The 13,612-nt window shown below is 67.7% G+C and carries 16 protein-coding genes and 1 rRNA gene; 6 read left to right on the top strand and 11 right to left on the bottom strand.

All coding sequences use genetic code 11. The features are described 5' to 3' along the window. Positions 1-29 precede the first annotated feature (29 nt). The 3 genes from accB (at position 30) to KMW22_RS09110 (ending at position 3,300) form a co-directional block, all read left to right on the top strand. A complete protein-coding gene (accB, locus tag KMW22_RS09100; RefSeq protein WP_221089720.1) occupies positions 30-575 on the top strand; it encodes an acetyl-CoA carboxylase biotin carboxyl carrier protein in 546 nt (181 codons plus the stop codon). Positions 576-684: 109 nt separating this feature from the next. Further along, complete coding sequence (gene accC, locus KMW22_RS09105) at positions 685-2,022, top strand: acetyl-CoA carboxylase biotin carboxylase subunit (RefSeq protein ID WP_221089721.1); 1,338 nt, start codon at positions 685-687, stop codon at positions 2,020-2,022. A 759-nt stretch (positions 2,023-2,781) separates the two neighbouring features. Further along, positions 2,782-3,300 (top strand): class I SAM-dependent methyltransferase, encoded by a 519-nt coding sequence (locus tag KMW22_RS09110; protein WP_328774644.1) that lies wholly within the window; start codon positions 2,782-2,784, stop codon positions 3,298-3,300. A gap of 4 nt (positions 3,301-3,304) precedes the next feature. On the opposite strand, the gene acs is transcribed toward KMW22_RS09110, so the two are convergent. Next, on the bottom strand, positions 3,305-5,260 hold the full coding sequence (gene acs, locus KMW22_RS09115) for an acetate--CoA ligase (RefSeq protein WP_235692789.1): 1,956 nt from the start codon (positions 5,258-5,260) through the stop codon (positions 3,305-3,307). Positions 5,261-5,474: 214 nt separating this feature from the next. Here acs and moaA point away from each other — a divergent pair, with 214 nt between their 5' ends. Both moaA and KMW22_RS09125 read left to right on the top strand, forming a co-directional pair. Then, positions 5,475-6,479, top strand: coding sequence for a GTP 3',8-cyclase MoaA (gene moaA, locus KMW22_RS09120; protein ID WP_221089722.1), 1,005 nt, complete (start codon positions 5,475-5,477; stop codon positions 6,477-6,479). Positions 6,480-6,592: 113 nt separating this feature from the next. Then, a complete protein-coding gene (locus KMW22_RS09125; protein WP_221089723.1) occupies positions 6,593-7,285 on the top strand; it encodes a GntR family transcriptional regulator in 693 nt (230 codons plus the stop codon). A 106-nt stretch (positions 7,286-7,391) separates the two neighbouring features. Here KMW22_RS09125 and rplT read toward each other — a convergent pair whose 3' ends face one another. The 3 genes from rplT to KMW22_RS09140 form a co-directional block, all read right to left on the bottom strand. Further along, positions 7,392-7,745, bottom strand: a complete 354-nt coding sequence (gene rplT, locus KMW22_RS09130) for a 50S ribosomal protein L20 (RefSeq protein ID WP_221089724.1) — start codon at positions 7,743-7,745, stop codon at positions 7,392-7,394. A gap of 5 nt (positions 7,746-7,750) precedes the next feature. Next, the gene (gene rpmI, locus KMW22_RS09135; protein WP_046843284.1) at positions 7,751-7,951 is read right to left on the bottom strand and encodes a 50S ribosomal protein L35; all 201 of its coding nucleotides are present in this window, start codon (positions 7,949-7,951) and stop codon (positions 7,751-7,753) included. A gap of 143 nt (positions 7,952-8,094) precedes the next feature. Beyond that, the gene (locus KMW22_RS09140) at positions 8,095-8,910 is read right to left on the bottom strand and encodes a GNAT family N-acetyltransferase (protein ID WP_221089725.1); all 816 of its coding nucleotides are present in this window, start codon (positions 8,908-8,910) and stop codon (positions 8,095-8,097) included. A gap of 52 nt (positions 8,911-8,962) precedes the next feature. Between KMW22_RS09140 and KMW22_RS09145 the strand changes: the two genes are divergently transcribed. Beyond that, positions 8,963-9,277, top strand: coding sequence for a hypothetical protein (locus KMW22_RS09145; RefSeq protein ID WP_221089726.1), 315 nt, complete (start codon positions 8,963-8,965; stop codon positions 9,275-9,277). Between the two features lie 133 nt (positions 9,278-9,410). Here KMW22_RS09145 and KMW22_RS09150 read toward each other — a convergent pair whose 3' ends face one another. The 7 genes from KMW22_RS09150 to KMW22_RS09180 all read right to left on the bottom strand — a co-directional run. Next, positions 9,411-9,905, bottom strand: a complete 495-nt coding sequence (locus KMW22_RS09150; RefSeq protein WP_221089727.1) for a hypothetical protein — start codon at positions 9,903-9,905, stop codon at positions 9,411-9,413. 75 nt (positions 9,906-9,980) lie between these two features. Then, the gene (gene folK / locus KMW22_RS09155) at positions 9,981-10,520 is read right to left on the bottom strand and encodes a 2-amino-4-hydroxy-6-hydroxymethyldihydropteridine diphosphokinase (RefSeq protein WP_407928431.1); all 540 of its coding nucleotides are present in this window, start codon (positions 10,518-10,520) and stop codon (positions 9,981-9,983) included. Beyond that, positions 10,517-10,906 carry a dihydroneopterin aldolase gene (gene folB / locus KMW22_RS09160; RefSeq protein WP_221089728.1) on the bottom strand — a complete coding sequence of 130 codons (390 nt, stop codon included), beginning with the start codon at positions 10,904-10,906 and terminating at the stop codon, positions 10,517-10,519. The genes folK and folB overlap by 4 nt, the downstream gene beginning before the upstream one ends. A gap of 214 nt (positions 10,907-11,120) precedes the next feature. Beyond that, positions 11,121-11,963, bottom strand: a complete 843-nt coding sequence (folP, locus tag KMW22_RS09165; RefSeq protein ID WP_328774645.1) for a dihydropteroate synthase — start codon at positions 11,961-11,963, stop codon at positions 11,121-11,123. 35 nt (positions 11,964-11,998) lie between these two features. Then, complete coding sequence (locus KMW22_RS09170; protein WP_221089748.1) at positions 11,999-12,772, bottom strand: ImmA/IrrE family metallo-endopeptidase; 774 nt, start codon at positions 12,770-12,772, stop codon at positions 11,999-12,001. A gap of 347 nt (positions 12,773-13,119) precedes the next feature. Next, positions 13,120-13,371, bottom strand: coding sequence for an acyl-CoA-binding protein (locus KMW22_RS09175; RefSeq protein WP_221089729.1), 252 nt, complete (start codon positions 13,369-13,371; stop codon positions 13,120-13,122). Between the two features lie 122 nt (positions 13,372-13,493). Continuing rightward, positions 13,494-13,612 (bottom strand): 16S ribosomal RNA (locus KMW22_RS09180); the annotation flags it as partial.

The raw sequence follows: 13,612 nt of genomic DNA on the forward strand, positions 1-13,612 counted from the left end.
CGACCGCTGTGTACCACCAAGGAGGGGCCATGAACCCGGATGACCTGAAGCAGATTCTTTCCGCCCTGACCAGCGCCGACGTGCGCGAATTCGCCCTGCGCACCGGCAGCTTCGATCTGAGCCTGAAACGCGGTCCGCAGACCGCCCCGGCCGGCCCCGCCCCCGTGGCCCCGGCCCCCCACCCCCAGCCCATGGGCGCCCCCGCCCCGGCGGCCTTTGCCCCCAGCGCCCCGGCCCCCGCGCCCCTGGCCGAGACGCCAGCGGCGGCGCCCGCTGTCCCCGCCAGTGCCCCGGCTCCTGCCGCCGAAGCCCCGGCTGCGCCCGCGCCGGCCGCCAGCAAGGGCACGCCGGTCAAGGCGCCTATCGTGGGCACCTTCTACTCGGCCAGCAGCCCCGACGCGCCCGCATACGTGAAGGTGGGCGACACCGTGCAGGCCGGCCAGGTGCTGTGCATCATCGAGGCCATGAAGCTGATGAACGAGATCGAGGCCGAACTGGGCGGCACCGTGCGCGAGATTCTGGTGAAGAACGCCGAGCCGGTTGAGTACGGTCAGACGCTGTTCATTATCGAGTAAAGAGGCCATGAGCCATGAGCCGTGGGCCATGGGGCTTTGGAGAGAAGATGCTCTGCTTGCTTCATGGCCCATGGCCCAGAGCCCATAGCCTCCCTGCCGGAGGCAAGTTATGTTCAAGAAAATCCTGATCGCCAACCGTGGCGAAATCGCCCTGCGCGTGATTCGCACCGCGCGGGAAATGGGCGTGAAGACGGTCGTGGTGTATTCCACCGCCGATGAAAAGAGCCTGCCGGTGCTGCTGGCCGATGAATCGGTGTGTGTGGGCCCGCCCGCCAGTAACCAGTCGTACCTGAATATTCCCAACATCCTCTCGGCGGCCCTGATGACCGGCGCCGAGGCCATTCACCCGGGCTACGGCTTCATGGCCGAGAACCCCGACTTCGCCGAGATGTGCCGCGAGCACGGCATCGTGTTTATTGGGCCCACGCCCGAGAGCATGCGCGCCCTGGGTTCCAAGGCGGGCGGGCGTGAAATCGCCGCCATGAGCAATGTGCCCGTGGTGCCCGGCACCGGCGTGCTGGTGGACACCGACGCCGCGCTGCTGGCCGCCAAGCAGATTGGTTACCCGGTGCTGCTCAAGGCCAGTGCGGGCGGCGGTGGGCGCGGGCAGAAGGTGATCCGCACCCAGGACGAACTCGCCAAAGGCTTTGCGCAGGCTCAGGAAGAGGCGCGGCTGTACTTTGGCGACCCCGCGATCATCATGGAGAAGTTCCTGGAGGAATTCCGCCATGTGGAAGTGCAGGTCATGGGCGACGGCCAGGGCCACGTCATTCACATTGGCGAGCGCGACTGCTCTATTCAGCGCCGCAACCAGAAGCTGATTGAAGAGGCGCCCTCCACGCTGCCCGAGTCGCTGCGCCAGGAGATCCTGGCCGCCGGGGTGCGCTTGGCCCAGCACGTGAACTACGCCGGGGCCGGCACGCTGGAATTCATCGTGGACCGCGACGGCAACTACTACTTCATGGAGATGAACACCCGCATTCAGGTGGAACACTGCGTCTCCGAGGAGATCAGTGGCCTGGACTTCGTGAAGTTGCAGCTGGAAATCGCTGCCGGCTACGGCCTGAAGCTGCAGCAGGAGGACATCGTGCTGCAGGGCCACGCCATTGAGTGCCGCCTGAACGCCGAAGACCCCGACAAGGATTTCCGCCCGGCGGCCGGCAAGATGGACGACGTGCACTTTGCGGGCGGCCCTGGCGTGCGCGTGGACAGCCATGCCTACAGCGGCTACGTGATTCCGCCGCACTACGACAGCCTGATCGGCAAGCTGATCGTGCACCACGACACGCGCGAGCAGGCCATTGCCCGCATGAAGCGCGCCCTGGAAGAAACGGTGATTCAGGGGCCCAAAACCACCATTCCCCTGTACATCAAGATCATGGACAACCCGTTCTACAAGCGCGGCGCCGTGATGACCAACTTCCTGAAAACACGGATGGAGATGTAAGGGATAAGGGAAGGGCGGCATGCAAGTCACGCCGCCCTTTTCAAACTGGCCTTGACAGGCGAAAGGATGCATGTCCAGCGATATAGATTGGTCCACAGGGTGTCTTTCCTTCGAAAGTTGGCGAAGAGCACTGATACTCGAGGACGCGCCCCAGACACAATTCATCACCCTCATCGAACTAGATCGCCTTGGCGCCTTCATGGATGTTCGTGGGCTCCCTATGGGCGATGCGGCTGTTCGCCTCGTGGGTTCCCTCGCCCTATTGCATGCGTCTTCCGTAACAGCAGCTTCTGCCGTGTTCCGAGTCAGTCACTCCACATTCGCCGTGCATTGGGCCGCCCCGAATCTCCTCGATGTGGTCCGGCGGGTAGAAGCAGTGCGCATGGCGGTGCAGGCAACAGCTACTGGAATTTCCGTCACTCTCACCACAACGGTGCTTCTTCCAGGTGAACCCCACGACGCGCTTCTGAGGCGACTCTACGTGCTCCAGCAGGCTGAACACAGCAGCCTTACGAAAGGCATTTTTCTTGACCCCTCAATCCAGTGATGAGTTTGCCAGCCCGTGATAAGGATTCCGGTTAATCCGTTATTCCATAACGGATTAACCCGACCGGAGGGAGAAGGAAAAACGGTGACGGATAGGAGTGGAAGCACCGAAGCGACGCGTAGGGGCTGTAACGGATTATCCGAAATCCGTATGACACGCTGCTTTCCCGTCTGTGTGGGCTGCCCTGGCCTCATGGGCCGCTGCTGGACGCCGTGCGGCTCTCCCCCACCCTGGACGTGCTGGATGTAGGGGCCGGCGATGGGCGGCGGCTGCGCGCCTTGAACGCCCGGGGACACACGGGCCGGTTGATTGGGGTTGACCCAGCGCCTGGCGAGGGTGTCCTCAGGGGCACAGCCGACGCCCTCCCGTTTCCAGAGGCCAGTTTTGATGCGGTGCTGTTCGTGCGGGTGCTGGCGCATCTGCCGGACGCACAGGCGGCCCTGCAGGAAGCTCGGCGGGTGCTGAGGCCCGGTGGAACACTCATCGTTGCAGCCCAGGGGCCAGCACACCTGCAGGCCACCTGGGCCGCGCTGGGTCTACCGCTGGGGAAGGCGGCCCCCACGGCCCAGCCGCCCACCTTCGAGCGGCGTCTGCCCGTCACGGTCACCGCTGCCGATGCCCGCGCGCTGGCCCAGAGCTACGGCGCGTGGGCACAGGGCGAGGTGGTCGCGCAAGGCGGCCACCTGTTTCCTGTGCAGGATCACCTGCAGCTGCACATCTGGCAAAGCTGACGCCCTACACCGCCGCTGTGGCGGCCAGCCGGTCTAATACGCCGGGGTCTTCCAGGGTGCTGGTGTCGCCCTCAATGCTCTTGCCCGCCGCGATCTGGCGCAGGAAGCGGCGCATAATTTTGCCGCTTCTCGTTTTGGGCAGGGCGTCGGCAATGTAAATGGCGTCCGGGCGGGCCAGGGCGCCGATTTCCTTGCTCACGTGGGCGCGCAGCGCTTTGGGGTCCACCGTAAAGCCGCTCTGGGGCAGCACAAAGGCCACCACGCACTCGCCCTTGACCTCGTCGGCCTTGCCCACCACGGCGGCTTCGGCCACGCTGGGGTGCGACACCAGCGCCGACTCGATTTCCATGGTGCCCAGGCGGTGCCCGCTGACATTCAGCACGTCGTCCACGCGGCCCACCACGGTGTAGTAGCCATCCTGGTCACGCCGGGCGCCGTCGCCCGCAAAGTACACGCCTTCAATCTCGCCCCAGTAGGTCTTGCGGTAGCGCTCGTCGTCGCCGTACACGGTGCGCAGCATGGAGGGCCAGGGCCGCTTGATCACCAGCAGGCCGCCGTCGTTGGCGCCCAGTTCCTCGCCCCGGTGGGTCATGATGGCAGGCTCCACCCCGAACAGGGGCAGGCCCGCGCTGCCGGGCTTGCTGGGGTAGGCGCCGGGCAGCGTGGTCAGCATGATCGCGCCGGTTTCGGTCTGCCACCACGTGTCCACCACCGGGCAGCGTTCGCCGCCAATCACGCGCCAGTACCACATCCACGCTTCGGGGTTGATCGGCTCGCCCACCGAGCCCAGCAGGCGCAGGCTGCTCAGATCGTGACGGGCGGGCAGATCGTCGCCCTGGCGCATGAACGAGCGGATGGCGGTGGGCGCGGTGTACAGGATGGTCACGTGGTGCTTTTCGACCAGCTGCCAGAAGCGGCCCCAGTCGGGGTGGTTGGGCGCGCCTTCGTACATCAGGACGGTGGCGCCGTTCAGCAGCGGCCCATACACGCTGTAGGAATGGCCAGTGATCCAGCCCACATCGGCGGTGCACCAGTAGATGTCGTCGTCCTGCAGGTCAAAGACGGTCTGCGTGGTGAGGTAGGTGCCCACCATGTAGCCGCCCGTGGTGTGCTGCACGCCCTTGGGCTTGCCGGTGCTGCCCGAGGTGTACAGCACGAACAGGGGATGCTCGCTGTCCAGCGGTTCGGCCTCGTGCTCATCGCTGGCGGCGGCCAGGGCCTCGTGCCACCATACGTCGCGGCCCGGCTGCATGGGGGCGTCGCAGTCGGCGCGGCACACCACCAGAATCGTCTCCAGGCTGGGGGCCAGCCGCGCGGCCTCGTCGGCATTGGCCTTCAGGTTCACCAGTGCGCCCCGGCGCTGCCCGGCGTCGGCGGTAATGAGCAGCTTGCTCTGGGCGTCGTTGAGGCGGTCGGCCAGTGCCGACACCGAGAAGCCGCCGAACACCACGCTGTGCACCGCGCCAATGCGGGCGCAGGCCAGCATGGCAATCGCCGCTTCGGGCGTCAGGGGCAGGTACAGGGTCACGCGGTCGCCCTTCTGTACCCCCAGGTTCTGCAGGGCGTTCGCGGCCCGCTTCACCTCGCGCAGCAGTTCGGCGTACGTGAAGCGGCGCACCTCGCCGTCCTCGCCTTCCCAGATGATCGCGGTCTTGTCGCCCCTCCCCCGCGCCACATGGCGGTCCAGCGCGTTGTAGGCGATATTCGTCTGCCCGTCCACGAACCACCGGGCATGGGGGGGCTGCCAGTCCAGCACCTGCGTCCAGGGGGCAAACCAGTGCAGGTCGCCCGCCACCTCGCTCCAGAAGGTGTCCGGGTCGTCCAGGCTCTGGCGGTAGCGGCGTTCGTACTCGGCGCGGCTGATGCGCGCGCGGGCCTGGAACTCGGCGCTGGGCGCAATAACGCGATCTTCATGCAGCATCGCGTCAATGTGGTCGGTGGCCGTGGGGGTCTGGGTCATGCACTCCTCCGGGGCGAGGGAATGGGGACTGGCAGGGGGGCGTGCGTTCACTGTAGCCGCCGCACGGGCCAGGGCTCACCTGACGCCGGGTCAGCCGTCCAGACCAGTACCGGGGCGGTACTGCACCGGGTTCAAAACAGAGGCGCGTGTGGGTGGGCCCAAAAGCAGACTGGCCCGCCAATGCGGCCCCCGCCCCCGCGTATGCTGCGGCTCGATGCTGCACGACGTGTTGGGCCGCCCCCTGCGTGACCTGCGCCTCAGCGTGACGGACCGCTGCAACCTGCGCTGCACGTACTGCATGCCCGCCGACGTGTTTGGGCCGGGGTACGCCTTCCTGCCACGCGCCGAACTGCTGACCTTCGAGGAACTGGAGCGCCTGAGCCGCCTCTTCGTGGGGTTGGGCGTGCAGAAGTTGCGCCTGACCGGCGGCGAACCCACCCTGCGCCGCGACCTGCCCGAGCTGGTCGGGCGCCTGAGCCGCATTGACGGCGTGCAGGACCTGGCCATGACCACCAACGGCCTGCTGCTGCCCACCCTGGCACCGGCCCTGAAGGCGGCGGGCCTGCGCCGGGTGACCGTCAGCCTGGACAGCCTGAACCCCGAGGTCTTTGGGCGCATGAACGGCCTGGGCACCCACCCCGAGCGGGTGCTGGAGGGCATCCACGCCGCGCTGCAGGCAGGCCTGGGCGTGAAGATCAACACCGTGGTGCAGCGCGGCGTGAACGACGCGGGCCTGCGCGACCTGTGGACCACCCTGCGAGAGCTGGCACCAGTGCGCTTTATCGAGTTCATGGATGTGGGCAACCACAACGGCTGGAATCTGGACGAGGTGGTGCCCTCGCGCGAGGTGCTGGCCCGCCTGGGCAACGGCGACGAGGCGCTGCAACCCGTCAATGCGGCCTACCGGGGCGAGGTCGCGGCCCGTTACCGCGATGCGCAGGGCCGGGAAGTGGGCCTGATCAGCTCGGTCACGGCGCCGTTTTGCGGGGACTGCACGCGGGCACGCCTCTCGGCAGCGGGGGTGCTGTACACCTGCCTGTTTGCGGGCAGCGGCACGGACCTGCGCGCGCCCCTGCGGGCGGGGGCCAGCGACGACCTGTTGCGCGAGCAGATTGCTGGGGTCTGGGCCGCCCGGCGCGACCGCTACAGCGAGGAACGCGGCGAAGCTGGGCGCGCGGCCAGCCCGGTAAAAGTCGAGATGTCGCACATCGGGGGATAGGGCTGCCCCCGGTGTTCCGGCCCCGGTCACAGCGCCGGCCAGCTTGTGTACTTAGAACACTAAACATAAGATGAAAGCGGCGCCGCCCGCCAGCGGTCCGCCCGGAGGGATGCATGGCGAAGTACCCGCTCATCAAGACCACCCTGAAAGACCGGCTGCTCGGCGGCCACTACGCCGAGGGCCTGCCGCTGCCCAGCGAACCGCAGCTGGCCCGTGAATTCGATGTCTCGCGCATGACCGCCCGGCGCGCCATTGACGAACTGGAACGCGAAGGCTATGTCTACCGCGTGCAGGGCGCCGGCACCTTTCCCACCGGCAAGCGTTTCCGGCAGGGCATGTTCCGCGTGCGCCCGTTTAAGGAGTGGGCCCGCCACCCGGACCACCGCACCACGGTGCTGCGCGCCATGCAGATTGAAGCCACACCGGAAATCGCCATTGTGCTGCAGATTCAGCCCGGCGACCCGGTGATTTTCGTGCACCGCCTGCGCACGGCGGGCGACGAGGCGCTGGTGATTGAGAAGCGCTACATCAACGGCACGCTGGTGCCGGGCCTGCTGGACCACAACCTGTCCACCGAGAGCATCCACGAAACCATGATCAGCTTAGGCGTGCCGCTGCAGCGCGTGGAGCAGAACCTGGAAGCGGTGAACCTGCGCCAGGAGGAGGCCGATCTGCTGCGCGTGCCGCTGGGCACCGCCGCCTTCCTGCTGCGCCGCACCACCTACAGCGGCCAGAAGCGCGCGTCGTACGTGAACTACTGGGTGCGCGGCGACCGCTACGCCTTTCAGGACACCTTCGAGCCGTAGGGGCCATGGGCTGTGGGCCATGAGCCATGGGGTCAACCCACAAAGCTCATGGCCCATGGCTCATAGCAGCGGGGCGGCCCACCTGGGCCGCCCCGCATTCCTTCTCTTACTTGCTGTTCTTCGCGGCGTCCACGAGGGCCTTGAAGGCCTCGGGCTCGCGGGCGGCGATGTCGGCCAGCACCTTGCGGTTCAGGTCCACACCAGCGCGCTTCAGGCCACCGATGAAGGTGGAGTAGTTCATGCCGTGCAGGCGCGCGCCCGCGTTGATGCGCTGAATCCACAGGCGGCGGAAGTCACGCTTCTTGTTGCGGCGGTCGCGGTACTCGTAGGTGGCGGCGTTCAGCAGCGTCTGGAAGGCGTTGCGGTACTGCTTGGAGCGGCTGCCCCAGAAGCCCTTGGCGCGCTTGAGCACCTTCTTGTGGCGGCGGCGGCGGATGATCCCGGTCTTGGCGCGAGGCATCTAGTTCACTTCCCCTTCGGCAGCATCAGCTTCATGCGTGCCCATTCGCTCTTGGCCAGAACAAAGCCCTTGCCCTTGCCCCGGATCTCGTTGCCGCTCTTGCCGGTGTTCTGGTGGCGCTTGCCACTCTTGAACGCCATGACCTTGCCGGTCCCGGTGATCTTCACCCGGCGGCTGGCCGCTTTCAGTGTCTTCATCTTGGGCATGTGCATGCCTCCTTTGCAGTCCGGTCGCTCTCCCCTGTGCAGGGCGCTTCCGTCTGGGGTTCGGGCCGCTTTGCGTGCAAAGCCGTTGGTCGCCCTGCCCCACTTGACCAAGAGAGGATTTTAGCCGCTGGCCCGGCCACAGGTCAAGGCTGGGTGAAGATGAGTTGCTGCTGGGCCAGCACACCGCCGTGCCGCTCAAAGATGCGGCGCATGGGGTGATTGTGGGCATCTGTGCCGCCCATATGCTCGGAGAAGCTCTGGGCCGCCACACTCAGTAGGTGGCCGTGCAGGCGCCGACCCAGGCCCTGGCCCCGCACAGCCGGGTACACCCCGATCAGGTCAAGGCCAGCGGTGCCCGGCCGGCCACCCGGGCCGGTGGCGCCCAAAGCGGCCAGCGTGCCGTCTGTTTCTGGCAGACCCACCAGGGTCCACCCGTCGCGCAGGGCAAAATCGGGCCGGTCCAGGGCCCGCAGCAGAACCCGAACTTCGGGGGACGCCACAGCGGCGGCCTCCAGATGCTGGGCCTGGGGATCGGGCACCCAGCGCGGGACCTGAAGGTCGGTCTCGTAAATGACTGCCTCTTCCTGTAACTGCCAGCCGGCCGCCTGCGCGAGCCCGGCCAGCAGCGGGCCCTGGGTGTCGTCCAGAATCAGGCGGCGGTCTGGCGTGGCGGCCACGCACCCGCGCAGGTGGGCCAGAAATGCCTGCGCCGCCGCCTCAGGCACGTCTGCGCGCAGGCGGGGCAACAGGGGCACGGCGGGCGGAAGCGGGATCAGGCATACACCCTCCACGCCCCGCGCCGAGGACAGCAGTTGAAACTGTTCGGGCTTCACCCGTCCGGCAGCCACGTTGTCCCGCGTCATCTGCAGGCGCCGCGCGGCCTCTTCTGCCCCCGACAGCAGGGCCACGGTCTGGTCCAGTGTGTCGGGGCGTGCCGGCTGAATCGTCCACTCGTTCAAAGTGCTCCTTGGGGGTGGGGCCTGGACGCCGTCATCCTCTAGAATGCCCGGCATGCGAAGCGCGTACCTGACGGCCGCCCGCGCCCTGCAACTGGGCCGGGAAGGCGCCGTGGAAGGCGACCAGGCCCGCGCCCTGCGGCTGTACAGCGAGGCGCTGGACATCCTGACTGTCCTGCCGCCCGAACGCACGCGCGACGTGCTGCTGGCCCACACCCACCTCGCGTTCTACCAGACACTGGAACTGCTGGGGGGCAAAGATGGGCAGCGGCACCTGCAACTGGGCGTCAGCTACGCCCGCACCACCCGCGACCCCCTGGCCCGCGCTATTGCCGAAGAGTGCCTCAGCGGCCTGGAACTGGCGCTGTAGCGCGCGGGACCGAGAAGGCGTCCGGCCCTCAAAATCCCCGCTCAGCCACCCCCAACCGGTCAACAGAAAGGCGGCGGGTACCAGGGTCGCCCCTGTCCCGCCGCCGCGCACCGCTGAAGGGTGCGTCCGGTGCTTACTGGCCGGGCAGGGCCAGCTGCGCCGTGGTCTTGCCGGTTTTCTTGTCGTGGCTGCACTGCATGGGGAGTTGCCCCAGGGTGGTCACGCGCTCGCCGCTATGAATGGCGATGGTGGTGGGCAGGGTCATGGCCCAGCCGCCGCCCTCGGCCAGTTGCGCCGCGCGCACGATCTCGGTGGGCTCGGCTTCCAGTTCGGCATGAATCTTGTCGCCGGGCTTCAAGGGGCTGCCCTGTTCCACCAGGGTTTTCAGGGGCAGGCTCTGACCCCCGGCGCCCACCGTCAGTTCTTCGGTGTCTTCCAGCACTTCCTTGCAGGCTTCAATGAACTTGAACTTGCTGATGCCGCCGGCATCGCGGTCACTGTAGATGGGGTTGCGCTGTGAAACGAAGATGGTCACGAAGCCCAGCAGCGCCACGGTGAGCGCAATGGCGACCCACAGCAGCGCGCGGCCCGCGCCGCCGTGACGGTTGGTGGATGTATGCTCGCTCATGTCGCCCCCCAGCATAGCGTTCCCGCCCCAGCGCTGCCCCGGGGTGTCCAGCGCCGCGCGCCAGGGCAGGGGCTGCTAGGGCAGCAGCAGGGGACCCACCGCCACTGCGCCGTCCAGCCCCAGACGGCGCAAGGCCTGGGCCACCGTTTCCCCGGTCACAGGGTGCGGCAGCGCCGGGTTCAGGTCGCTCAGGGGGGCCAGCACGAACGGCCGCTCCCACGCGCGGGGGTGGGGCAGCACCAGCCCCGGCTCCGTGCACTGCTGCGGCCCGTACAGAATCAGGTCCAGGTCCAGCACCCGGGCTTCCCAGCGCTGGCGCCGCTCCCGCCCTGAGCGGGCTTCCAGGGCGTGCAGGGCCGCCAGCAGGGCCGGGGCGTCCAAGGCGGTGCGCAGCTGCACGGCGGCGTTCAGGTAGTCGGGCTGCCCGGGCGGTCCCCCCACCGGGGCGGTGCGGTACAGCTGCGACACCCCGGCCACCTCGCCCAGCGCGCGCAGCTGCCCGGCGGCCCAGGCCAGCGTGGCGGCCGGGTCCCCCAGGTTGGCCCCCAGGGCAATAAAGGCGTCAGTCAGTGGCGCGGCTGGCCCACCCTGAACTGGCGCCCCGGCGGTGCTCACAGCTCGGCGCGGCTGAGGGTCAACTCAGCGAACACGTCGCGGAACACGCCGGGCAACGGGGCAAACGGTTTGTGCACCCGCACAGTCACGTGGCTCAGGCGCGGCTGCTCGCGCAGGACCCGGCGCGCGATCTGGTCGGCCAGCACCTCAATCAGCAGGCGGCGCGTGCCGGTGACCTCGGCCGCAATGGCCGCGTAAACCTCGGCATAGTTCACGGCCGCGTCCAGGTCATCGGCCAGCCCGGCAAAGGGGTAATACAGCTCGGCGTCCACCACGAACCGGGCGCCCAGGGCCGCCTCGGTGTCGTAGACCCCGTGGCACGCGTGAAATTCCAGACCCTGCAGCACCACGCGGCTGGCGGAAGGGGAAGACGGAGCAGCGTTCATCAGCGCCGAGTGTAAAGCAGCGGGCACCGGGTTCAGGGCTTATATGGTTTCCGAAAAATTCTGTCAGGCGTGACGGAATTTTTTCGACCAAACTGAGCCAGCTGCGCAGCAGAGGGAGAAGGAAAAAATACGGATTTCCGGGATCTGGAAGGCTCCGCAGGAGAGGAACATCCAGCTCTTTCCTGGATGCCCCGGACATGGACGGCAGTCTGTATTAGGTCTGCTCCCCCCCATCCAGCAGCCCCGCCTGCACCCGCAGGGCCTGCACATGGGCCGCCGCCGCGTGGGCCCGGACCACCGCCGCGCCCGCCCGCGCCGCGTGCAGGTGCAAGGCCAGCGACCCGGGGTCGCGCTCGGCGGCCTCCGGCACCCCGGCCAGCCAATCAATCAGCCGCTTGCGACTGGCGCCCACCAGCACGGGATGGCCCAGTGCCACCAGCTCCGGCAGGGCCCGCAGCAGCGCGAGGTTGTGCGCCAGGGTCTTGCCGAAACCCAGCCCAGGGTCCAGGAGCACGTCTGGCACGCCCGCCGCCTGCGCCGCCGCCGCCTGCCCGGCCAGAAAGGCGTGCACCTCGGCCACCACCTCCCCGTACTGCGGCGAGTGCTGCATGGTGCGCGGCTCGCCTTGCATGTGCATGATGCAGGCCGGCGCGCCCACCTCGGCACACACCGCTCGCATATCAGGGTCACGCAGGCCACCCACGTCATTGACCAGATGGGCGCCCGCTTCCAGTGCCGCCTGCGCCACCTCCGGCTTCATGGTGTCCACGCTCAGCAGCACACCCGCGTCTCGCAGCGCGCGCAGCACTGGCCGCACCCGGTCAATCTCCTCGGCGGCGGGGACAGGCGCGGCGCCAGGGCGGGTGCTCTCGCCGCCCACGTCCACGATCAGCACCCCGGCGCCGCGCATGGCCTGGGCCGCCTCTAGGGCCGCTTGCAGCGCCAGATGCTGCCCCCCATCGCTGAAACTGTCCGGCGTGACATTCAGGATGCCCATCACGGCGGTGCCGGACCAGCGCACCTGCCACCCACGCGAGGTGCGCGCCGCTCCCGGCACCGCCCGCCCAAAGGTCAGGGCGAAGGGCTCAGGGCTCAGGGACTGCTCCCCTCGCCCCGGGTGGGCAGCAGGAAACTCACCATCACCCGGTGCCGGTCAGGAAAGGCGTCCACCTGCGCGGGCATCCGGCGCCCGGAACGAAACGGCACGTAGCTGTCCTGGGCAATGGGCAAGCGGGTGTCCAGCGCCACGGCCACCGGGTGGTCCTGGGGAATGGGCGTGCCGGGGCGCAGGCTGTATTTCACGCCGGGGGCCCCGCTGCTCACCCGCACGGTCAGCGCCTTGCCGGGGGCGTCGGGGTCGTCCGCTTCATCGGCACTCAGGCGGGCCACCGCGCACACCGCGTACAGCACCGGCGCCGAGGTGTGCTCGGCCAGGGTGTACAGGGCGGTGCTGGCACTGATGTCGGCGCGGCGCGACAGTTCTGCCAGTGCGCGCCCAGTGGGACCAAAGCGGGTCAGGACTTCATCGAGCAGGGCCTGGGGAATCAGCAGAGCGGCGGCCCCCACATTGCACAGGGTCTCGATCACCTGTTCCAGCCGCTCGCCCTCAAAGGCGTCGTGCAGGTCGCTCAGCAGGTCGTCGTCGCCCAGCAGCAGGGCATGGCTGATCTCGTGGGCCAGGGTAAACCGCTGGCGCTCGGGGCGCACGCGGCTGTTGATCAGAATGACCCGGTGTTCGGGATCGTAGGCGCCGTCGCGTTCACCCATCGGCAGAAAGGTCAGCTGCACGTCGCCCAGGCCATGCATCAGGCTGTGGGTGTCCAGGCCCGGCAGCCCCGCCGCGTAATCGGCCGCCAGCGTCTTCATGCGCGCCCGGGCGGCCGCCATCAGGTCAGGCGCCGTCAGGGGCTGCGGGTGCGCTTCGCTCACAATGCGCAGCTTACCGTGTTCACTGCTGGGCCGCGCCCCCCAATGGTGGCCGCCCAGACTGCGCACCGCAGGGAAAGGCCGGTCCCAGCCATCCTGGGTGCGTCCTTCTTTCAACCAAGCGGTGTTCCAGGGCCTGCCAAGTCAAGAACCTTTAGGGCAGACGTGAATCGTCCCCGCCTTCGGCCCTGTTTCGGAACTCAGGCCGTGTTCCTGCTCTGCCGCCTTGTCATGCCCACCAGTTAAAAAGATGCCGGCACGGATGACGGCATCTTTCAAAAGCTGGCTTAGCTGTGGGCTTTGAGGGTTTCCACCAGCGTCACGTACTCGCGCTGGGCGTCGTCCTGACTCATGCCTTTCAGGCCGGCCCAGGCGTCGTATTTGGCGCCGCCCACGAAGTCGAACCCGCCAGGACGCGCGCCTGTGACGTCCCCCTGGCTGCCCTGCTTGTACAGCGCGTACAACTTCAGAAGCACGTCGTTGCCGGGCTTGCGGCTGAGGGTCTGCACGTCCTGCTGGGCCTGTTCGAATGCCGTCATGCCCAACAGTGTACCCGGTTCAAGCTTTCAGCCTGGACAGGCGCAGGGAATAACAACAGAACAGCGCCCCCGGTTTCCCGGGGGCGCTGTGAGGGGCAAGACAGAAGAAGAGGTACGCTGAGAAAGGAGGTGATCCAACCGCACCTTCCGGTACAGTTACCTTGTTACGACTTCACCCCAGTCATGCGCCACAGCCTAGACGCCTGCCGTAAAGCTCCCGGCGGTTTCAGCTGCAACGTAC

The sequence above is a fragment of the Deinococcus aquaedulcis genome (genome assembly GCF_019693445.1).
GTDB lineage: Bacteria > Deinococcota > Deinococci > Deinococcales > Deinococcaceae > Deinococcus > Deinococcus aquaedulcis.

Bases quoted from the DNA above. Each gene is read 5' to 3' on its own strand.
- accB (WP_221089720.1), top strand. From the start codon at position 30: ATGAACCCGGATGACCTGAAGCAGATTCTTTCCGCCCTGACCAGCGCC.
- accC (WP_221089721.1), top strand. From the start codon at position 685: ATGTTCAAGAAAATCCTGATCGCCAACCGTGGCGAAATCGCCCTGCGC.
- acs (WP_235692789.1), bottom strand. From the start codon at position 5,260: ATGACCCAGACCCCCACGGCCACCGACCACATTGACGCGATGCTGCAT.
- moaA (WP_221089722.1), top strand. From the start codon at position 5,475: ATGCTGCACGACGTGTTGGGCCGCCCCCTGCGTGACCTGCGCCTCAGC.
- KMW22_RS09125 (WP_221089723.1), top strand. From the start codon at position 6,593: ATGGCGAAGTACCCGCTCATCAAGACCACCCTGAAAGACCGGCTGCTC.
- rplT (WP_221089724.1), bottom strand. From the start codon at position 7,745: ATGCCTCGCGCCAAGACCGGGATCATCCGCCGCCGCCGCCACAAGAAG.
- rpmI (WP_046843284.1), bottom strand. From the start codon at position 7,951: ATGCCCAAGATGAAGACACTGAAAGCGGCCAGCCGCCGGGTGAAGATC.
- KMW22_RS09145 (WP_221089726.1), top strand. From the start codon at position 8,963: ATGCGAAGCGCGTACCTGACGGCCGCCCGCGCCCTGCAACTGGGCCGG.
- KMW22_RS09150 (WP_221089727.1), bottom strand. From the start codon at position 9,905: ATGAGCGAGCATACATCCACCAACCGTCACGGCGGCGCGGGCCGCGCG.
- folB (WP_221089728.1), bottom strand. From the start codon at position 10,906: ATGAACGCTGCTCCGTCTTCCCCTTCCGCCAGCCGCGTGGTGCTGCAG.
- KMW22_RS09170 (WP_221089748.1), bottom strand. From the start codon at position 12,772: ATGAAGACGCTGGCGGCCGATTACGCGGCGGGGCTGCCGGGCCTGGAC.
- KMW22_RS09175 (WP_221089729.1), bottom strand. From the start codon at position 13,371: ATGACGGCATTCGAACAGGCCCAGCAGGACGTGCAGACCCTCAGCCGC.